The 20,177-nt window shown below is 67.9% G+C and carries 17 protein-coding genes; 10 read left to right on the forward strand and 7 right to left on the reverse strand.

Features of this window, described 5'->3' with window-relative positions; genetic code table 11:
• Positions 1-383 precede the first annotated feature (383 nt).
• Genes JWS13_RS25750 through JWS13_RS25770 form a run of 5 tightly spaced genes read left to right on the forward strand, consistent with a single transcriptional unit; the run spans position 384 to position 4,393 of the window.
• Entirely contained in the window at positions 384-1,232 is an 849-nt protein-coding gene (locus tag JWS13_RS25750) for a substrate-binding periplasmic protein (protein ID WP_206008182.1), read from the forward strand.
• Positions 1,233-1,243: 11 nt separating this feature from the next.
• Positions 1,244-1,978 (forward strand): amino acid ABC transporter permease, encoded by a 735-nt coding sequence (locus tag JWS13_RS25755; protein ID WP_206008183.1) that lies wholly within the window; start codon positions 1,244-1,246, stop codon positions 1,976-1,978.
• A 52-nt stretch (positions 1,979-2,030) separates the two neighbouring features.
• A complete protein-coding gene (locus JWS13_RS25760; RefSeq protein ID WP_206008184.1) occupies positions 2,031-2,819 on the forward strand; it encodes an amino acid ABC transporter ATP-binding protein in 789 nt (262 codons plus the stop codon).
• A 45-nt stretch (positions 2,820-2,864) separates the two neighbouring features.
• The gene (locus tag JWS13_RS25765; protein WP_206008185.1) at positions 2,865-3,638 is read left to right on the forward strand and encodes an SDR family NAD(P)-dependent oxidoreductase; all 774 of its coding nucleotides are present in this window, start codon (positions 2,865-2,867) and stop codon (positions 3,636-3,638) included.
• Entirely contained in the window at positions 3,635-4,393 is a 759-nt protein-coding gene (locus tag JWS13_RS25770) for an SDR family NAD(P)-dependent oxidoreductase (protein WP_206008186.1), read from the forward strand. Before JWS13_RS25765 ends, JWS13_RS25770 begins: the two co-directional genes overlap by 4 nt.
• Before the next feature lie 15 nt (positions 4,394-4,408).
• On the opposite strand, the gene JWS13_RS25775 is transcribed toward JWS13_RS25770, so the two are convergent.
• Both JWS13_RS25775 and JWS13_RS25780 read right to left on the reverse strand, forming a co-directional pair.
• A complete protein-coding gene (locus tag JWS13_RS25775; protein WP_338050674.1) occupies positions 4,409-6,004 on the reverse strand; it encodes an alpha/beta fold hydrolase in 1,596 nt (531 codons plus the stop codon).
• A 93-nt stretch (positions 6,005-6,097) separates the two neighbouring features.
• Positions 6,098-7,705: an SLC13 family permease gene (locus JWS13_RS25780; protein WP_206008187.1), complete on the reverse strand. Its 1,608-nt coding sequence runs from the start codon at positions 7,703-7,705 to the stop codon at positions 6,098-6,100.
• Between the two features lie 151 nt (positions 7,706-7,856).
• On the opposite strand from JWS13_RS25780, the gene JWS13_RS25785 reads away from it, so the two are divergent.
• The 3 genes from JWS13_RS25785 (at position 7,857) to JWS13_RS25795 (ending at position 11,684) form a co-directional block, all read left to right on the forward strand.
• Positions 7,857-8,894 (forward strand): NAD-dependent epimerase/dehydratase family protein, encoded by a 1,038-nt coding sequence (locus tag JWS13_RS25785; RefSeq protein WP_206008188.1) that lies wholly within the window; start codon positions 7,857-7,859, stop codon positions 8,892-8,894.
• A gap of 187 nt (positions 8,895-9,081) precedes the next feature.
• The gene (locus tag JWS13_RS25790; protein WP_206008189.1) at positions 9,082-10,629 is read left to right on the forward strand and encodes an amino acid permease; all 1,548 of its coding nucleotides are present in this window, start codon (positions 9,082-9,084) and stop codon (positions 10,627-10,629) included.
• 38 nt (positions 10,630-10,667) lie between these two features.
• Positions 10,668-11,684 (forward strand): glutamate ABC transporter substrate-binding protein, encoded by a 1,017-nt coding sequence (locus tag JWS13_RS25795; RefSeq protein WP_206008190.1) that lies wholly within the window; start codon positions 10,668-10,670, stop codon positions 11,682-11,684.
• Between the two features lie 48 nt (positions 11,685-11,732).
• Here the strand turns inward: JWS13_RS25795 and JWS13_RS25800 are convergent, their stop codons facing one another.
• Genes JWS13_RS25800 through JWS13_RS25815 form a run of 4 tightly spaced genes read right to left on the reverse strand, consistent with a single transcriptional unit; the run spans position 11,733 to position 15,994 of the window.
• Positions 11,733-12,416 (reverse strand): phosphonatase-like hydrolase, encoded by a 684-nt coding sequence (locus JWS13_RS25800; protein WP_206008191.1) that lies wholly within the window; start codon positions 12,414-12,416, stop codon positions 11,733-11,735.
• A gap of 42 nt (positions 12,417-12,458) precedes the next feature.
• Positions 12,459-14,171 carry a cobaltochelatase CobT-related protein gene (locus JWS13_RS25805; RefSeq protein WP_206008192.1) on the reverse strand — a complete coding sequence of 571 codons (1,713 nt, stop codon included), beginning with the start codon at positions 14,169-14,171 and terminating at the stop codon, positions 12,459-12,461.
• A gap of 10 nt (positions 14,172-14,181) precedes the next feature.
• On the reverse strand, positions 14,182-15,150 hold the full coding sequence (locus JWS13_RS25810) for an AAA family ATPase (protein ID WP_206008193.1): 969 nt from the start codon (positions 15,148-15,150) through the stop codon (positions 14,182-14,184).
• 10 nt (positions 15,151-15,160) lie between these two features.
• Positions 15,161-15,994 carry an IclR family transcriptional regulator gene (locus JWS13_RS25815; RefSeq protein ID WP_206008194.1) on the reverse strand — a complete coding sequence of 278 codons (834 nt, stop codon included), beginning with the start codon at positions 15,992-15,994 and terminating at the stop codon, positions 15,161-15,163.
• A gap of 198 nt (positions 15,995-16,192) precedes the next feature.
• Between JWS13_RS25815 and xsc the strand changes: the two genes are divergently transcribed.
• Complete coding sequence (xsc, locus tag JWS13_RS25820; protein WP_206008195.1) at positions 16,193-18,001, forward strand: sulfoacetaldehyde acetyltransferase; 1,809 nt, start codon at positions 16,193-16,195, stop codon at positions 17,999-18,001.
• 163 nt (positions 18,002-18,164) lie between these two features.
• On the forward strand, positions 18,165-18,920 hold the full coding sequence (locus JWS13_RS25825; RefSeq protein ID WP_206008196.1) for a sulfite exporter TauE/SafE family protein: 756 nt from the start codon (positions 18,165-18,167) through the stop codon (positions 18,918-18,920).
• Positions 18,921-18,924: 4 nt separating this feature from the next.
• On the opposite strand, the gene JWS13_RS25830 is transcribed toward JWS13_RS25825, so the two are convergent.
• Positions 18,925-20,106 carry a PucR family transcriptional regulator gene (locus JWS13_RS25830; protein ID WP_206008197.1) on the reverse strand — a complete coding sequence of 394 codons (1,182 nt, stop codon included), beginning with the start codon at positions 20,104-20,106 and terminating at the stop codon, positions 18,925-18,927.
• Positions 20,107-20,177 lie beyond the last annotated feature (71 nt).

Raw genomic sequence — 20,177 nt, forward strand, 5'->3', positions numbered from 1 at the left:
CGGGGCCCCTCGGACGGCGGCGGCCGCCGACATAACCCGAAATTTACACGCCGCTGCCTGACGCGCACCGGCGCAGGCCCGACCGGACAATCCCCAGCTCAGCTGCCTGCGGGGTCCTCTACGCACCGCGGTTGTGTTTCGTCCGGGTGACGCCGATCGGCCGAAATCTCGAATTCCTACGCCGACCTCTTGCGCTCCGTCTGATTGTTTGACAATCTTACGTAGGAGGAAATGCGGCGTGGATCACACTTTCGCCGACTTCCACACCAGCCGAGCGATGGAGACACACGCGCTTCACTCGAATCGCCCCACCGAACTCGGAATTCGGACCCAGTGCCGCCGCACCCCACGGCGCCTGCACCCTGCACACGAAGAGGGCAGTCATGCAAAAAAGCACCAAGAGAGTTCTCGGCGTCGCCGGCATCTGCGTCGTCGCCGCGGCATCCGGCTACGTCGGCGCCGGCCTGAGCAGCGGATCGGAGTCCGGCGGCGTCGGGGGTCCGCAGGGTTCGTTCGTCGATGACATCAAGGACCGGGGGGAACTCCGGGTAGGTGTGGCAATCGCCGCGCCGATGACCGTCCAGGGCGCCGACGGAACACTCGGGGGACCGAACCTCATTCCACTGCAGGCCCTGGCCGATCAACTCGGCGTGGAGCTGAAGCCGGTGGCCGCCGAATGGAAGAACATCGTCGCGGGACTGCAGGCCGATCGCTACGACTTCGCCGCCAACCTCGACTACACCGTCGAACGGTCGCTGGCCATTCAGTTCACCGACCCGGTCTACGAGTACCAGGCGGTGTACGTGGTGAAGGCCGACTCGCCGCACACCACCGCCGAACAGATCAGGACGGACGGGGGTGCCGTCGCGACCGCGCAGGGCTCCGCACCTGAAAAGGCGCTTCAGGAAACAGGATTGACCGTCATGCCGGTGGATAACTATTCCAATGCGCTGTCCGCCCTCCAGGCAGGCCGGGTGATCGCGGAGTTCGCCGATCTGCCGACCGCCGAGGCCCAGACCCTGGCCGATCCCGGCCTGAAGATCGTCGTGCCCGATCCGCCGATCTACTCCGCGTCGGCCGCATACGGAATTCCCGCCGACACCGACGCGCGGTCGCTGCAGATCATCAACATCGCCATCGAGCGTGCCCGCGAGAGCGGAGAACTCGCCCGCGCCTACGCCGGCGTCGACTACCACGAGATCGACGATCTCGGCGACCTGGTCAAGAAATAGGGACGGCAGCCATGAACTACGAATTCGATTGGAACGTAGTCTTCGACGCGTTTCCCCTGATGCTCGAGGGCCTGGTCGTCACGCTCGAACTCACGGTCATCACCATCGCGATCAGCATGGTCCTCGCCGTGCCCGTCGCGGTCGCGCGGATGTCGGAGATCGAACTGGTCCGCTGGGGTGCGCAGGCCTACATCGAGGTGTTCCGGTGCACCCCGATGCTCGTCCAGCTCTTCTGGATCTTCTACGCACTCCCCGCCCTCACCGGCCTGACGATCTCCGGATTCACCTCGGCGGTCATCGCCCTGTCGGCGAACCTGACCGCGTTCATGGCCGAGGCCTACCGAAGCGGATTCCAGGCGGTGCCCGCAGAGCAGGTCGAAGCGGGCAAGATGCTGCGCCTGACGCGACTGCAGCAGCTGCGCTACATCATTGTTCCCCAGGCGATTCGGCAGCAGACGCCGGTCATCCTGTCGCTGAACATCTCGATCTTCAAGGATTCGGCCCTGGTGTCGACGATCGCGGTCGCCGACCTGATGTTCGTCGCCAACACGATCTCGTCCGAGACGTACCGTTCGCTGGAAGTCTTCACCCTCGCCGCGGTGATCTACTTCGCGGTCGCGTTCCCGGTCTCCCTCGCCACCAGCAATCTCGAACGACGCATGCAGCAGAACTCGGCACGCGGCGCAGCCGGCAGCCAGAGCTTCCTCAGCCGCATGATTCCCGGGCGACGAGTGGCGACGTCATGACGACCGACCACCGCACCCCAACCGATCGCACAAACCGAACCGGAGGCCGGCGATGAAAACCCTCGAATCCACCGCACCGTTCCAGACCGACATCGGCGGCGTCCTCGTCTCCGCCCGCGGACTACAGAAGAGTTTCCACGGCCGCACCATCATGCGGAACGTCGACTTCGACATGCACGCCGGCGACATCACCGTCATCATCGGCAAGAGCGGATCCGGCAAGAGCACCATGCTGCGCGCGCTCGCCGGTCTCACCGAACCCGACGAGGGAACGATCGACTTCGACGGCGTCCGCGTCTTCGAGGACCAGCAGCGCACCGAAGCGTGGGCGGACAAGAGCTTTCACGTCGGCATGGTGTTCCAGACGTACACCCTCTGGCCGCACATGAACGTCCTCGACAACCTCACCCTCGCGCCCCGCAAACGGCTCGGCATGTCCGGCTCGGAGGCACGGGACCGCGCCGAGGCCGCGCTTGCGGAGGTCGGGATGAAGCAGCACATCCTCAGCCGGTGCACCCAGCTGTCCGGCGGTGAACGCCAGCGCGTCGCCATCGCCCGCGCGCTGATGATGAAGCCGCGACTGCTGCTGTGCGACGAGATCACGTCGGCGCTCGACCCGCCGGTGGCCGCCGAGGTCCTCGAGGTGCTGCGGCGACTGAAGGCCGAGGAAGGCATCGCCATCGCTCTGGTCACCCACGACATGGCCTTCGCGTCGAAGGCGGCCGACCGCCTGGTGTTCTTCCAGGACGGCGAGATCGCCGTGAACACCACGCCGGAACTCGCGTTCACCAGGTCCGACAACGAAGAGCTGAACAAGTTCATCGACGCCGTCCGGTTCTGACCGCACCACCCACCGACACTCCGACCGAACGGGAGCAGCTATCCCATGAGCCCGACCCAGACCACTCGTAGATTCGACGATCAGGTCGTGATCGTCACCGGCGCCGGCGGCGGCATCGGGGCCGCAATCAGTGCCCGGTTCGCGGAGGAGGGCGCCCGCGTCCTCGTGTGCGACGCCGACGACGCCGCCGCGAAGGCCGTCGTCGACGACCTCGCCGGGCGGGGTCTGCTCGCCGAGGCCCGGGTCTTCGACGTCACCGATCCCGAGGCGTGTGCGGCACTCGCCGCGGACGTCGCCGAGAGCCACGGCCGGATCGACGTCCTGGCGAACAACGCGGGCATCAACCGGCGCGGCGACCTCCTGTCGCTGACCGAGGACGACTGGTCCGCCACGTTCGCCGTGAACGTCGACGCCCTGTTCCACCTGTGCCGCGCGGTGCTCCCGACCATGATCGACGCCGGCAAGGGTGCCATCGTCAACACCGCGTCCCAGTGGGGCCTGTATCCCGCCCCGGGGCACGTCGCCTACAACGTCTCCAAGGCCGCGGTGGTCTCCTTCACCCAGAACCTCGCCCGCGACTACGCCCCGCACAACATCCGGGTCAACGCCGTGTGCCCCGGCGAGATTCGCACCCCGATGCTCGAGGCCGGCCTGGCCCGCAAGGGCCTGACCGTCGCCGACCTCGACGCGAAGGTCCCGTTCGGGAGGATCGGGCGGCCCGAGGAGGTCGCCGCGCTCGTGGCGTTCCTCGCGTCGGACGAGGCCCCGTTCGTCTGCGGTGCGGCCGTGGAAATCACCGGCGCGCAGGCTGTCTCGTGAGCGCCCCCGCGACAGGTCCGCTCGCCGGAAAGGCTGTCCTGGTGACCGGTGCGTCCCGGGGTATCGGCGCGGCCACCGCCCGGGTGATCCATCGGGACGGCGGCACCGTCGTCGTGCACTACGGGTCGAATGAGCGCGCGGCGAAGAACCTTGCCGAGGAACTCGGCGGCAAGCGGGTTCACCTCGTGCAGGGAGACCTCACCGACCCGGCCGCCACCCGCGACGTGTGGGAGGAGGCGGTGCGTGTGTGCGGGCGGATCGACGTGCTGGTCAACAACGCAGGCGCCTGGATCGCGTCCCCGATCGACGACGAGTCCGAGTGGCACGAGGGGTGGACTCGTAACCTCGCATTGAATCTCACCGCACCCGCCGATCTGACCCGATACGCGATCGCGCATTTCCGCGAACACGGCGGCGGCGCCGTGGTCACCGTCGCCAGCCGCTCCTCCCACCGCGGTGACGACGCCGACCACCTGGCGTACGGCGCCGCGAAGGGCGCGGTCCTGGCGCTCACCCGAGGTGTCGCCCGCGGCTTCGCCAGCGACAACATCCTCGCGTACGCGGTGGCACCGGGATGGGTGGCCACCGATCTCGCCGACGACGCGGTGGCCGGCGGCGCCGCGGCCGCGCTACCCCTCGGCGAGGTCACACCGCCCGAGGACGTGGCCGAGACGATCGCGTTCCTCGCGTCGGGTCGTGCCCGTCACGCGACCGGGGCCACCGTCGACATCACGGGTGCCGACTACGTTCGCTGACGCTCCGGGGCGGGTTCAGAGCGGTGCGATGATCGGCGCCTCGGGTGCCTCCGTGACGCTCGTGTGCCCGGTCTCGAGGTACTCGGTGACGGCCTGGTCGACGACGGCGTTGCCGCCCTGGATCCCGGCGCCGTGATCCCCGCCCCCGACGGTGACGAGGTTCGCCCCCATGTCGTGGGCGAGCCGAACTCCGCCCTGATACGGGGTCTGCGGGTCGCGCAGCCCCTGCAGGACGAGCGGCGCCGTCGCCAGCCCCCGGTTGCTCAAAGCGGGCGGTGCGACGACGGGCGGCGCACCGGCGCAGAACGTTCCGGAGCTGTAGCCGTACCCGATGAGGTCGAAGAGGTCGCCGGTGACGAACGTCGAGAACAGCCAGCCGGGGATGCGGTCCGGCCGCGCCGCGACGGCGTTCTCGTTGCACAGCACGAGCGTCTGCATCGTCTGGGACTGGAGCAGTCGCGCGTACTCCTGCTCCGTCAGGTCGTTCAGCCCGGCACCCTCGGGGATCGCGCCGGGGCCGTCGCGGACCATCCGGGCCAGGAGGGGCCAGTTGTTCCGGGCGGGAAGCAGTTGCCGTGTCATCACGTAGATGCTGGACGCCGTCTGGGTGTGCGACGGATTTGCGATGCCACGGATGAAGGCCTCGAATTGGACCCGGGCCGGTCCGGTCAGATCGACCCCGCCGCGGTAGGCGTCGGCGAGCGATTCCAGGCCGGGCGGTACGTCACCGACCTGGGCGGGCGGCGGCGCGATCGTCGGGTTGCCGCCGGCCTCCTCGACGATCCGGTCCGACCACCGCTGGTAGACCTTCAGCGGGGTGTCGCCGAGCCCGTACGTGTCGTCGTGGGCGGCGACCCAGTCCATGAGGTCGTAGAAGCGTTCCTTGTAGCCGTCGTTCTGCTGCCACAGCACGTCGTTCCACAGCCACTTCTGGTCGACCGCGGAGTCGAGGACCATCCGGCCGGTGTGCTGCGGGAACAGCGTCGCGTAGGTGGATCCGAGGATGGTGCCGTAGGACAGGCCGTAGATGTCGATGACGTCCTCGCCGAGCGCGGCCCGGACCTGCTCCCAGTCCCGCGCGGTGTTCTCGGTCGTCAGGTGCGCCGTGGTGCCCGGCGCGGCGGACTGGCACGCGGCACGCGTTGCGGCGCCGCCGAAGCCGAGGCCCATCGCCGTCGTCTGCTCGGGGGACAGGGCGCAGTCGACGGCGCCGGCATAGGGGAGCCCGCGCGGTTGCACACCGATCACGTCCCATTGTGCGCGGACCGCGTCGGGCAGCACGTCGACGAACATGCTGTTCGAGCCGATCGCGTCGCCGCCCGGCCCACCGGGATTGGTGAACAGCACGCCTCGCCGCGCCGCGGGATCCTCGGCGCGGTGGCGGGTGACGAGGACGTCGATCGTGCCGGCGGCCGGATCCGCATAGTTGCGGGGCACAGCGACCGACCCGCACTGCTCGGACGCCGGATCGAGTTCGTACTCGGCCGGGCAGGGCCCCCAGTCGAGTTCGTCGCCCGGCGCCGGTTGCGCGGCGGCGAGCGGTGTGGCCCCCGCCGCGCACACGACGCTGATACCGACGGCCAGTGCCACTCGTTCGAAGATCCCCCGCATACTCCCACTGCCCCCTCGTAGTCTCGCGATCGTTCCGCGGCCAGTCTCTCAGATCGCGTCCACCGCAGCGGCATTTGCGACCGCGTCCGTGCGTCAGCCGGCGCCGAGACCGACCACGGCGACCATCAGGGGCAGCAGGACGATGATCAGAATCCCGCCGATGATGTCGAACGTGATGCCGCTTCGGATCATCGTGGTGATCCGTACCGCGCCGGAGCCGTAGACCACGGCGTTCTGCGGCGTCGACACCGGCAGCATGAAGCCGAACGACGCGGCGAACGTCGCCGCGAGGGCCGGGACGAACGGGTTGACCCCGGCCGCGATCGCCACCGGAATCACAATCGGCACCACGACCGCGGCGGACGCCGTGTTGCTCGTCGTCTCCGACACGGCGATGGCCAGGACCACGGCGAAGATCGTGATGGGGACGACGCTCGAAAGTCCCAGCGAGTCGGCGACGGAGGTGCCGATCGTTTCGGCGAGACCGGTGTCGGCGAGTAGCGACCCGAAAATGATGCCGGTGCCGAACAGGACGATCGTGCCCCAGTCGATCTTCGCCGCGTCCCGCCAGCGCAGGGTGAACTCGCGTTGTTCCCAATCGGTCGGCAGCAGGAAGAGCAGCGCCGCCCCGAACACCGCCACCATGCCTTCGTCGAGTCGGTCAGAGATCGTGATGTACAGATCGGAGTCGTTGCCGGCGATCACCGCGACGACGCCGGGCAGGATCCACAGCGTCACCGTGACCCCGAACGCGATGAGCGTGTTCTTCTCGGCCCGGGACAGGGGGCCCATGTCGGCGCGCTGCTCCGCCAGGTACTCGGAGACGCCTTCGATGCGCCGGATCTCGGGTTTGTTGAGGCGCAGCAGGATGAAGGCGAGCGCAATGAACATCACCAGGCAGATCGGGACGGCCATGACCATCCACTGCCCGAACGTGATCCGCTCCCCGGTGGCCTCCTCGATGAGCCCGCGTCCGATGAGGTTCGGGGGGCTCCCGACCGGCGTCAGCAGGCCGCCCACGCTGGCGCCGTATGCGAGCATCAGCATGATCGCGGAGCCGACGCGAAGCCGCAACGGGTCGAAGTCCGGTGCGACCACACCGCGGTGCTGCATCAGCTTGGCGATGACGCCGAGGATGCCCAGGGCCGTGGGCAGCAGCATGGCCACCGTCGCGGTGTTGGACACGAACGCCGAGAGCCCGCACGTGATGGCGCCGAACGCGACGATCACTCCGGTGGTGGACTGGCCCACCCGCGGCAGCGTCAGGATCCGGAACGCGAACCGCCGCGCCACGCCGTGCTCGAGCATCGCCTGGGCGAGGATGAACGCGCCGATGAACGTGAAGATCGTCGACGACCCGAACGCCGAGAGCACCTCGTCGGCGGGCGCCACCCCCAGAAACACCACGACGGCGACACCGAGCAGGCCGCCGATCGGGATCGGCACCGCCTCGGACACCCACAGCACGATGACGCCGATCAGGACGCCCGCCAGCGTCTGCTGGTTCGGCGGAATGTCGAGGGGAAGCGCGAGGAATCCGATGGTGAGCAGCGGCGCGAGAAAGAGCCCGATCGTGCGGCGGCCCTTCTCGAATCGCTCCTCAGCGGGCGAAAGTTGCTGTTCGCCGAGGCTGCGGTACGTCGAGTGTCCGAGCAACGCCTTGTCGACGTCGGTTCGGTCGCCCTGGTTGTCGGTGGTCATGGCGCCTCCCGCGGCGACGAGGATCGGTACGGAAGTAGTACCCGCCGGGAAGGGCGTTATGCGCTGCGCTGCGCGTGTCAGCGTGACGACGTGCTCACGCCACGGTTGTGGCGCGCATCGGACCGGGTCGGTTTACGGAAGGATGGACGTCATGACCGAGTTGGTACTGGTCACCGGCGGCAGCGGCTACGTCGCGGGCTGGTGCATCGTCGAGTTGCTGCAGCGGGGATACGACGTGCGGACGACCGTCCGCAGCGCGAGCAGGGCAAATGACGTGCGGGCGGCGGTGTCCGGCGTGGTCGACGTCGACCCGGGTCGCCTGACGTTCGCCGTCGCGGATCTGACCGCAGACGACGGCTGGGACGAGGCTGTGGAGGGAGTCGACTACGTGCTGCACGTGGCCTCCCCGCTCGGAATCTCGGCTTCCGGCGGCGAAGAGATGCTGATCGCCTCGGCGCGCGGCGGTGCACTCCGGGTCCTGCGCGCCGCCACCTCGGCGAACGTACGGCGAGTGGTGATGACGTCCGCCGCAAACGCGGCGAGCCCCTCCTCGTATGCAACCGAAGGCGTCACGGACGAAGAGTTGTGGACCGACCCCGACGATCCCACGCTGATTCCGTACCGCCGATCGAAGACACTCGCCGAGCGAGCAGCCTGGGACTTCGTGCGCGAGCAGGGCGGCGTCACCGAGTTGACGACGGTGTTGCCGGGCGCCGTGTTCGGCCCGGTGCTGACCACCGCCAACCTCGGATCCGTCGGGATCGTCCAGCGGATGATCTCCGGCCGCATGCGCGGAGTTCCACGCATCGGATTGGAGATCGTCGACGTCCGGGATCTGGCCGACATCCACATCCTCGCGATGACGTCGCCGGCGGCGGCGGGCGAACGGTTTCTGGCGACCGGAGACTTCCGGTGGATGCGGGAAATGGCCGAAGTCCTGCATTCCGGCCTCGGCGATCCAGGCCGGAAAGTGCGCACGCGCCAACTCCCCGACTTCGTCGTTCGCCTCGCCGCCCGCTACCTCGATCCCTCGCTCCGGGAGATCACACCGGCGCTGGGGCGGCGGAATCGGCACAGCATCGAGAAGGCGAAGCGGGTGCTCGGCTGGGAGCCTCGCTCGCCCGAACAGGCGGTACTGGACTGCGCACGGGACCTTCTGGAAAAGGGCGTGGCAGGGCAGGTTCCATAAATCCTCTGGTCCCTCTCCTCCCCGCAAATCTGGCTCTGGGCTGGTGCTGTTTCCGAGTCGTAAGGTGAGGTGACTCACCAAATAAGTGACGTGGGTCACACATGCTCGGTGCCCGCCCTGCACCACCGTCCGGCTACGGACGGACGCAGACAGCCGGCGCGCTCGGTCAACGCCCTCTGGAGGAAATGTGGACAGTACCGTTCCCGAACACACCGACAGTTCCGGTCTCGGAAAAGGCCTGAAACGCCGGCACATGAACCTGATCGCGCTCGGTGGCGTGATCGGTGCCGGCCTGTTCGTGGGCAGCGGCGTCGTCATCGGCGGCGCGGGACCCGCCGCGATCATCTCCTTCCTCCTCGCGGGCATCATCACGCTGTTGATCATGCGGATGCTGGCGGAGATGGCGGTGGCGCGGCCGGTGGTCGGATCGTTCTACGTGTACGCCCGCCAGGCGCTGGGGCGCCGGGCCGGGTTCGCGACGGGGTGGATGTACTGGTATTTCTTCGTCATCGTCGTTGCGGTCGAGGCCATCGCCGGCGGCCGGATCCTGCAACTGTGGATACCGATGGTGCCGCTGTGGATGCTGAGCCTGGGGCTGATGCTGCTGCTGACGGCCACCAACATGGTGTCCGCCCGCTCCTACGGCGAGTTCGAATACTGGTTCTCCTCGATCAAGGTGGTCGCGATCGTCCTGTTCCTCGGGATGGGCGCCCTCTGGATCACCGGGCTGTGGCCCGATTCGACGCCGGGGCTCGGCAACCTCGTCAGTCACGGCGGATTCACCCCGCTGGGCTGGGGTGCGGTGCTCGCCGCGGTCGTCCCCTGCGTCGCCTTCTACACCGGGGCCGAGATCGTGACGATCGCCGCCGCCGAGTCGGAGGAACCGAAACGTGCTGTCGCCCGAGCCATGCGGTCGATCGTGGTGCGGATCGTGACGTTCTACGTCGGGTCGATTCTCGTGGTCGTCACGATCCAGCCGTGGGACACCGAGAGCGTCGGCGTCAGTCCGTACGCGTCGGTGCTCGAGGTGCTCGGAATTCCCGGCGTCGCCACGATCATGAACTTCATCGTCCTCACCGCGGTACTCTCCTGCCTGAACTCCGCGCTGTACACCACGTCACGAATGTTGTTCGCGCTCACCCGGAACGGCGATGCGCCCAAGTTCTTCACCAAGCTCTCCCGCAACGGGGTGCCCCGTCGCGCGATTCTGCTCGGCACGACCATCGGCTACATCTCCGTCGCCTGCACGTACGTGTGGGGCGACGTCGTGTTCAACTTCCTCGTCAACTCCTACGGCGCCGTCGCGCTGTTCGTCTACCTGCTGATCGCCGTCTCCCAGGTGGTGCTCCGCCGGCGGCTCGAGCACGAAGATCCCGCGGCACTGCAACTCCGGATGTGGTTGTTCCCCTGGCTGAGTTACGCCACCATCGCGCTGATGGCCACGGTCATCCTCGCGATGGCCTTCCTCCCGAGCACCCGCTCGCAGTTCCTCATGAGCGGTCTGACGTTGATCGCCATCCTGATCAGCTACGAGGTGCGCAGGTGGCTCGGCAAGGCAGGCGTCGACGACGAATCACTCTCCTCCGCTCCCCCGGTCGGTTCGGCGGACGAGTCCGTCTCGCAGGCCGAGAAGCGCATCGAGTCGGTGGAGACGCTCGGCGGCTCGGACATCGAACTGGCCGCGGCGGCGCAACAGGAGCCGAATTCCCATCGCCACCACCGGAGGCAGTCGTGAACACCGATGTGTTGACCTGATCGAACGCGCAACAGCCGATGACGAGATCATGCAGACGAACCCCGGCCGGCCCGCTCCTGCGGTGCCGGACGGCGCTCGTCGCGGCAGCGTTCCTGTGTGGGGCGTGCGCGGCCCCTTCGGCGCTGCCCCCGCCCCCCGCCGGCGACTATTCGCAATACTCGCTCCCGGACGGTGCCGAGATCCTGCCGCGCACGGCTGTCGTTCCGCCGCCCCCACCGGATCCCTCCTCCTGCGGCGCACTGTCGAGTCTGCGACCCGACCCCGGTCTGCGGCCGGACACTGCGCCGCCGGGGTCGGCGCTGGCCGCGATCGTCGCGCGGGGACGGCTGATCGTCGGAACCGACCAGAACACGAACCTGTTCAGCTTCCGGGACCCGTCGACCGGCACGCTGTCGGGATTCGACGTCGACCTGGCGCGGGAGATCGCCCGCGACCTCTTCGGAGACCCGGACAAGGTGGAATTCCGTCTGCTCACGTCGGCCGGCCGCTTCGATGCACTGGAGAGAAACGACGTGGACCTGGTGGTTCACGCCACCTCCATCACGTGCGAGCGCGCCACCCGGGTCGGATTCTCGTCCGTGTACTTCGAGGCGTTCCAGCGCCTGCTCGTGCCGGAGGGATCCGGCATCACCTCTCCCGCGGACCTGGCCGGCAAACGGGTGTGCACCTTCATCGACACCACGTCGCTCGCCACGATCCAGCGGGTGTCGCCAGACGCCACGGTCGTCGCGGTCCCCGACTGGGACGATTGCCTGACCACGCTGCAAGTCGGCCAAGCCGACGCGGCGACCACCGACAACTCCATCCTCGCCGGCCTCGCCGCGCAGGATCCGAACCTCGAAATCGTCGGCCCGAATCTGGAACTGGAGCCGTACGGCGTCGTCGCGAACAAGAACAACGACGCTCTGGTCCGCTTCGTGAACGGAACCCTGGAACGGATGCGCGACGACGGGACGTGGAATCGCCTGTACGACCGGTGGCTGAGCCTGCTGGGGCCGACGGCGGGTCCACCGGCGCCGAGTTACCGGGACTGACGGGTCGCGGGCCGGTCCCGCAGAACAGGACAGGCCCGCACTCGGCGGTCAGCCCAGCAGGTCGGGGATCTTCGCGGCGCTCTCCAGGAGGTGCGTGTGGGGCTCCGGGCGCAGCGTCGCGGCGTCGTGGGCGCCGGTCAGCACACCGACCACGTACCGCGCGCCGGCGTTGGTGCCTGCGCGCAGATCGTTGGGGGTGTCGCCGCCGACCAGGACCTCGTCGACACTCTGCACGCCGGCGAGTTCCATCGCACGGAAGATGAGATACGGCGACGGCCTGCTCGTCCGCACCTGGTCGCTGGTGATCACGCCGTCGATGTCCCGCCCGATCTCCCAGCCGACCTGCTCGAGCAGCGGCCGCGCGATCTCGCGTGAGTATCCGGTCTGGAGAACGATCTTGATGCCGCGCTGCCGGAGGGTGCCGAAGGCATCGTGGACTCCCGGCAGTGCGGTCGGCGGTGTCTTCCGGTACGCCGCGAGAAGCATTGCGGTGAACTCGGATTCGACGGAGTCGAGAACGGCCGTGTCGGCGTGTGCGCCGCTCTCACGCAGCAGTCCCTCGATGGCCTGTCGCTTGCCCGTGCCCTTCCACCGGTCGAAACGGTCGTCCGGGATCGGTCCGCCGAGGTAGTTTTCGACGGTGTCGCGCAACGCCACGTACACGGCGCCGCCCTCGTCGACGCTCGTGCCTGCAATGTCCAGAGTAACCAGCGAAACCCGGGGTTCGGTCATGGGTGTGACTCCTTCACAGTCGAGCCACTGACAGGCGCGCTGTCAGTGGGCGATCATCGACAGCACGTCGGCGATGACGTCGCTGTTGGTTCCATGCGTCAGATCGAGCGTCCGGCAACGGTCGTAGTACGGGCTCAAATCCAGCCCGACGCCGAGGCCGTACACCTCGACCGCGCGTTCGTCCTCGTGCCGTTCGACCACGACCTGGAGGTGGTGGTCCAGGTAGAACTCGTCGTTGGCCAGCGCGGTGGCACCGTCCAGTGGGCTGCCGTCCGAGATCACGAACAGCAGCCTCCTGCCCGGGCCGCGGTCGCGCATCCGTGAGCACGCCCAGTCGACGGCCTCGCCGTCGACGCCCTCTTTGAACAGGTCGTCCTTCAGCAGTCCCGCGATGGCGGGACGCGCTCGGCGCCAGGTGGTCTCGGCGTCCTTGAACACCAGCTGCCGGACCTCATTGAGACGTCCCGGATCGTCCGGACGACCGGACCGGAGCCAGTCCCTGCGGGCCCGGCCGCCGTTCCACGCGGCGGTGGTGAAACCGAGGATCTCGCACCGGGCGTCGGCCAGCTCCAGCGCCCGCGCGAACACGTCGACCAGGACGGCGACCGGTTCGCTGAACTTCTTCATCGAACCGGAACAGTCGATGAGGAACGTCACCGTGGTGTCGTTCCGCGGTTCGGTGCGTTCGGCGCGGAAGAGTCTGCGTTCGGTCGGCGAGGTGACGAGCTGCGCGAGCCGGCGACCGTCGATGTAGCCCTCGTCCCGGCCGCCCTCCCAGCCGTCGCGGGCGGGCTCGGACAGCAGGGTCTTCAGCTGCCGTCCGAGCTTACGGACGTTGAGACGATTGTTCTCGATGCCGCGGTCGAGGCGCAGGCGGAAGTCGCGGAGCAGTTCGGGCCGGACGAGGGACGTGATCTGCCGGGTCTCGTCGTAGGCGCGGGTGAACACGCGGTACCCGTCGCCGCCGTCACCCAGCGCGCGGCTGTGCCCCGAGACGGCCGTCGCGAACGAGTCGTTCTCGTCCGGCTCGAAGTCGAAGAGCAGGGAGAAGGTCGCGGCCCGGTCGTCGCGCGTAGGGTCGCCCGACTCGTCCGCGTCCGCGGCCTGCTCCAGTCGTCGGCCGATCACGTCGGCGATCGCCAGTGCGGGCACCGCGAAATCCGATTGCGAGTGCCGGGATCGGCGCAGCAGCGGTAGCTGGTCACCGAGAACGGACGCCAGGCCGAACCGGGTCGATTCGATCAGATCCTGCGTGGACTCGGGTATCGGCTCGGCGGTGATCCGTGCCCGGCACGTCTGTACCACCGTGAACAGCAGCATGCCGTGCACGGTCTCCGTCAGCCCGGACGCCACGAACTCCTGCGACCACCGCGAGAATCGGTGGGCCAGATTCGCGCGCACCCCATCCCATGCGCCGTCGGCCAGCGATTCGACGCGGAACTGTTCCAGGGTCTCGAAGATCAGCCGACTCGGCGTGTCCTCCGGGCACAGGCTCCGGTGCAGGGCGGGATCGGTGTGCAGCAGTCGCAACGCCATGCCGTCGCCCGCGCCGCGGAACGAGGCGACGTCGGCGCGGCCGAACGACGGATGCAGGTGCGGGGCGGGCATCGGCACCCGCCGATGTCCGCGATGGAGTTCCGTTCCGCGAAAATGCAATTCACCCTGGCCCGTCAGAGCGCGGATGCTGGTGGCGCAGAGTTCACGAACCTCCTGCCGACGACGGACCGACTCGGGGCACACGGGCAGTTCTGCCATGACCGCCCGCTCAGGCCGTGCTCGCCGCGAGCATCGCCGACCACTCGGGTTCCTCGTCGAAGCACCGCTGGAAGTACTCGGCGACGATCGGCCGCTCGGCCTCGTCGCACTTGTTGACGAACGACAACCGGAACGCCAGTGCCGGGTCGTGGAAGATCTCGATGTTCTCCGCCCAGGTGATGACCGTGCGCGGCGACATCAGCGTCGACAGGTCGCCGAGCCGGAAACCGTTGCGGGTCAGGTTCGCTACGGCCACCATCGACGCGATCAGCGACCGCCCCACGGACGGCACCCGCGCGGACACGATCTCGATCTCCTGTTCCGCGGGAAGATGATCGAGTGTCGCGACGATGTTCCAGCGGTCGATCTGCGCGTGATTGAGCCGCTGCGCACCGTGATACATCCCGTTGAGGTTCCCCAGGCCGACGGTGTTGGCGGTGGCGAACAACCGGAACGCCGGATGCGGAGTAAGCACCCGGTTCTGGTCGAGCAGGGTGAGTTTGCCGTCGCGCTCGAGGAGGCGCTGGATGACGAACATGACGTCGGGACGGCCGGCGTCGTACTCGTCGAGAATGAGGGCGACGGGACGCTGCAGGGCCCAGGGCAGGATGCCTTCCTGAAATTCGGTGACCTGCTTGCCGTCTCGCAGGACGACCGCGTCCCTGCCGATCAGGTCCAGCCGGCTGAGGTGGCCGTCGAGGTTGACTCGCACACACGGCCAGTTGAGCCGCGCCGCGACCTGCTCGATGTGCGTGGACTTGCCGGTGCCGTGCAGTCCTTGCACCATCACCCGGCGGTTGCGGTCGAACCCGGCGAGCAGTGCGGTGGTCACCGCGTGATCGAACCGGTAGGCGGGGTCGACGTCGGGGACGTGGTCGACCGGTTCGCGGAAGGCCCGGACCGTGAGGTCGGTGTCGAGTCCGAACAGCTCACGCGCGGAGAGCACGTGGCTGGGTGCCGCAGTGGTCATTTCGGGCATGCGCCCTCCTTCAGTTCATGTCTGCCGTTCCGTCGTCCAGGACCTCGTTCTCGATCTCACCGATGGCGTCGGCCGCCCGCCGCAACGCGGGAAGCAGCTTGAGCGCCTTGTCGGGGGTGAGTCGCATGACCGGGGCCTGGACTGCGATGCAGAGATTGGAATTACCTGTGGCACAGGGAACGAGCACCGCTGCGCACACGAGACCGGGCAGGAACTCCTCGTCGTCGATGGCGAAACCGTCGCGGCGGACCTGCTTGAGTTCGGTCTCGATGAGTTCGATGTCGGTGACCGTCTTGTTGGTGTACCGCTCGAGCGGCATGCGCCCGAGGAGTCGCCGGCGCTGGGCGGGGCTGAGCTGCGACAGAATCATCTTGCCGCTCGCCGAGCAGTGCGCGGGCACCCGCGACCCCGCATGGAGTGTAAACCGAAGGGGCTCGGAGGTTTCCACGCGGTCGAGGTACACAACCTCGCTGCCGGACAGGGTGGTGACGTTGCAGCTCTCGCCGAGTTCCGCGACGAGGTTGCGGAGGATGGCGTGCCGCGCGCCGTGGTGGGTGTCGTTGAGCAGCAGGTTCTCGGCGAAGCGGCGCAGGCGCACACCGGTGCCGTAGTGCCTGCCGTTGTTCTGCCGGGTGAGGAGTCCGGCGCCCTCGAGTTGCTGCAGCATGCGGTGCAGGGTCGGCTTGGCCATGCCCGTCTCCTCGACGAGCCCCTGCAGTGTGAACAGCTGATCCTTCGACGCGATCATCTCGAGCAGCGCGAACAGGCGGAGCGTCGGTGTGTCTCCGGGTAGCTCCGTCGTCGGGTGTCCGTTCGACTCGTCGATCCGGTGAATCTCACCCACGGTTCCTCCTAGGCAGAACGGCGACGCATTCGCATCGTGTATCGAAAAATCATACATCTGGTTCCGGTTTTAGGAACATTCATTGACGAAGCGTGTGACGTGGCCTACTGTCACTGCAGATCACAAAATCACGAACGAAACGTTCCGATTTTTGACATTCTCGGCCGGTTCCGGCGCGCCCCTGAAGGAGGATCACACATGACCAAGAAGAAGAACGGTGCCGATCGCACCGCTGTTTCCGGCGTACAGAAGATGACACCGTCGGAGGCGTTCGTCGAGACGATGGTCGCCAACGGCGTGACCGACATGTTCGGCATCATGGGATCGGCCTTCATGGACGCGATGGACATCTTCGCTCCCGCAGGCATCCGGCTCGTCCCCGTCGTGCACGAGCAGGGCGCCGGACACATGGCCGACGGATACGCCCGGGTCAGCGGACGTCACGGCATGGTCATCGGGCAGAACGGCCCGGGCATCAGCAACTGCGTCACGGCGATCGCCGCCGCGTTCTGGGCGCACAGCCCCGTCGTCATCGTCACCCCCGAGGCCGGCACCATGGGAACGGGCCTGGGCGGCTTCCAGGAGGCCAACCAGCTGCCGATGTTCCAGGAGTTCACGAAGTACCAGGGCCACGTCAACAACCCCAAGCGCATGGCCGAGTTCACCGGCCGCTGCTTCGACCGCGCGATGTCCGAGATGGGCCCGACGCAGCTCAACATTCCCCGCGACTTCTTCTACGGCGAAATCGAGACGGAGATCCCGCAGCCCACCCGCCTCGATCGCGGTCCCGGCGGGGAGAAGAGCCTGAACGAGGCGGCGGAACTGCTGGCGCAGGCCAAGTTCCCGGTCATCGTCTCCGGCGGTGGCGTGGTGATGGCCGACGGCGTCGACGAGTGCAAGGCTCTCGCCGAGCGTCTCGGTGCCCCCGTCGTCAACAGCTACCTGCACAACGACTCGTTCCCCGCCAGCCACCCGCTGTGGACCGGACCGCTCGGCTACCAGGGCTCGAAGGCCGCGATGAAGCTGATCAGCCAGGCCGACGTGGTGCTCGCCCTCGGCACCCGTCTCGGCCCCTTCGGCACCCTCCCGCAGCACGGCATGGACTACTGGCCGAAGAACGCCAAGATCATCCAGATCGACGCCGACCACAAGATGCTCGGCCTGGTCAAGAAGGTCTCTGTCGGCATCTGCGGCGACGCGAAGGCCGCGGCCGTCGCGCTCACCGAGCGGCTCGAGGGCAAGGCCCTCGCGTGTGATGCCAACCGTGAGGAGCGCGCCAAGAAGATCGATGCCGAGAAGGCGGCGTGGGAGAAGGAACTCGACGAGTGGACCCACGAGCGCGACCCGTTCAGCCTCGACATGATCGCCGAACAGGAAGGTGAGGACGGCAACTGGCTGCACCCGCGTCAGGTGCTGCGTGAGCTGGAGAAGGCGATGCCGGAGGACGTGATGGTCTCCACCGACATCGGCAACATCAACTCCGTCGCCAACAGCTACCTCCGCTTCGAGAAGCCGCGCAGCTTCCTCGCCCCGATGAGCTTCGGCAACTGCGGTTACGCACTGCCGACCGTCATCGGCGCGAAGGCCGCGGCACCGGAACGGCCCGCCATCGCGTACGCAGGCGACGGTGCCTGGGGCATGAGCCTCGGCGAGGTCATGACGGCCGTCCGGCACGACATCCCCGTCACGGCCGTCGTGTTCCACAACCGGCAGTGGGGCGCGGAGAAGAAGAACCAGGTCGACTTCTACAACCGCCGCTTCGTCGCCGGTGAACTCGAGAGCGAATCCTTCGCCGGAATCGCGCAGGCGATGGGTGCCGAGGGCATCGTCGTCGACAAGCTCGAAGAGGTCGGTCCCGCGCTGCAGCGCGCGGTCGCCGCACAGATGAACGAGGGCAAGACCACGGTCATCGAGATCATGTGCACCCGCGAACTCGGCGACCCCTTCCGCCGCGACGCGCTCGCCAAGCCCGTGCGCCTGCTCGACAAGTACAAGGACTACGTGTAAATCCAACTGCTGCCAGCACGTGGCCTCCGGCGATCACGCCGGAGGCCACGTCCCGTGCGTTCCTGGTACCGACGATTCGACGCCGTCTGGATCTGTCGCTTCGCCGCCGCGGCCCCCACACTTCTGACGGAGACAACGACGAACGGAAGCGGAGCAACAGGGTATGGCGGCAACGGTGTGGGATCTGTCGCTGCCCGCCCTCCTCTTCGCCCTCGGCATCGTGGTGGCCGGTGGCGTCGTCCGCGGCTTCGGGGGTTTCGGTGGTGCGATGGTGTGGGTCGCCGGACTCGTCGTCCTACTCCCGCCGACGTCCGTGATCCCCACCGTGTTCGTCCTCGAGGTCGTCGCCAGCGCCGCGATGCTGCCCCAGGTGTGGCGGCAGGTGCACTGGAAGTCGTTGCGCTGGTTGTTCGCAGGCACCATGATCGGAATGCCGCTAGGCATGTGGGCGCTCACGCAACTGTCCGGTGACCTGGTGCGCGTGCTGCTCGGTGTCGCCATCATCGGATCCGCCGTCGCCATGGCCGCCGTCCCCGACCGGCAGTCGCTGCCGGGCCCCGGCGTCACCGCCGCGACGGGAATGGCGTCCGGACTCCTCAACGGCGGCTTCGCCCTCGGCGGCCCACCCGCCGTCCTCATGTACTTCTCCGCGTCCACCCACGTGGCCGCCGGACGCGCCTCACTCGTCGTGTTCTTCCTCGTCATCGACGCCTTCGGCGCGGCGGGCTCGGCCGCAGGCGGACTCCTCACACTGCCCGTCCTCGCGCAGATCGCCCTGTTCACACCGCTCTGCATGCTCGGCGCCGCCGCGGGGAAATGGATGTTCGACCGCACCACCGCCCACCAGGTCCGCCAGCGCGTTCTCTGGTTGCTGGGCTTCCTCGGCGCCGCCGTCCTCGTGCAGGTGGCGTTGCGGTAGTTCGCTACTCCTCCGCGGTGTCGGGGGTGGTGTCGCCCGAATCGCGGTGGAACAGTCCGAGACTCAACACCGACCGCTGCAGGCCGTCGAGTGTCCGGGGATCCCAGCCGGTCAGTTGTTGCCAGCGGTCGAGGCGGTAGGTGACCGAGTTCGCGTGGAGGTGGATGTCCCGGCCTGCCGCGCTGATGGAGAAGCCGTTGCGGGCGAAGGCCGACACCGCCTCGACGAGGTGCGGGTGGTCGGCGGCGACGGTGGCCCCCGGCTCCAGCAGCGTGGTGAGTTCCGCGCGATGGTCTGCGAGGGTGGCGGCGACCCATTCGTCGGCGAATCGGACCACGGCGCCGGTCGGTGAGGCCAGTTGCAGGACCCGCCGCGCGTCGGTGATGCTCATCGCCGCTCCGGCCAGTCCGGGGCGGTCCAAGCCGACCCCGACGGTGGTGCCCGGGTGACCGAGCCGGACCTCGCGGACGATGTCGTCGACCGGTGCGTGCTGGCTCAGGGCGACGATGACGGTGCCGTGCCCGCTGCATTGGGTCGTTCCCGGGATCGTGTCCAGGGTGCGCTGCAGCCGCTCGAGCTGGGCTTCCGACCACTCCTCCGCGGCGACGCACACCGCTCGGAACCCGTGTTGTGGTGTGAACCCGAGCGCCTCCGCCAACTCGCGCACGTCACGGTCGTCGCCGTCGGTGGACCTGGCGAGGGCCTCGAAGAACCGGTACCGCACGCCTGCGCGGATCGCCTGTTCGCTTCGGGTCGCGTCGGTGTGCCCGACGGCGACTGCGCTGGTGGCGGTGTGGACGAGGTCCCACATCATGCCGCCGGCACGTAACAGGTCGGTGGTCGGTTCGGCGGCTCTGGCGACCATCGTGTTCCACAGTTCGCGGGACGCGATGTGGTACGTCTCGATGACGTCGGACAGTGGTAATCCCTGCATTGCCCGGCGACGGCCGAGCTGACGTGAACGCTCGAGGACGTCGTCGGCGAGCGGTTTGCTCTCCGCGAGGGCGCGCAGCGTCGCCGCGAGCTGCCGGGCGATGTATTCGTGCTGTTCGTCGATCGGAACGGCAGCGTACGACTGCAACTCGGCGCGAATCTGACGCACCGATCGGTCGGTTACCGACTCGATCTCCTCGGAGACCTGCCGGCACAACAGCTGGATCGTGTCTTCACCCGCGGACTCGGGCACATTCCCCTCGCATTCCACACTCCCGTGAAATTCACGAACCGCTTCGGCGTTTTCCGGGATTCGCCCATGGC

The organism is Rhodococcus pseudokoreensis, from assembly GCF_017068395.1.
GTDB lineage: Bacteria > Actinomycetota > Actinomycetes > Mycobacteriales > Mycobacteriaceae > Rhodococcus_F > Rhodococcus_F pseudokoreensis.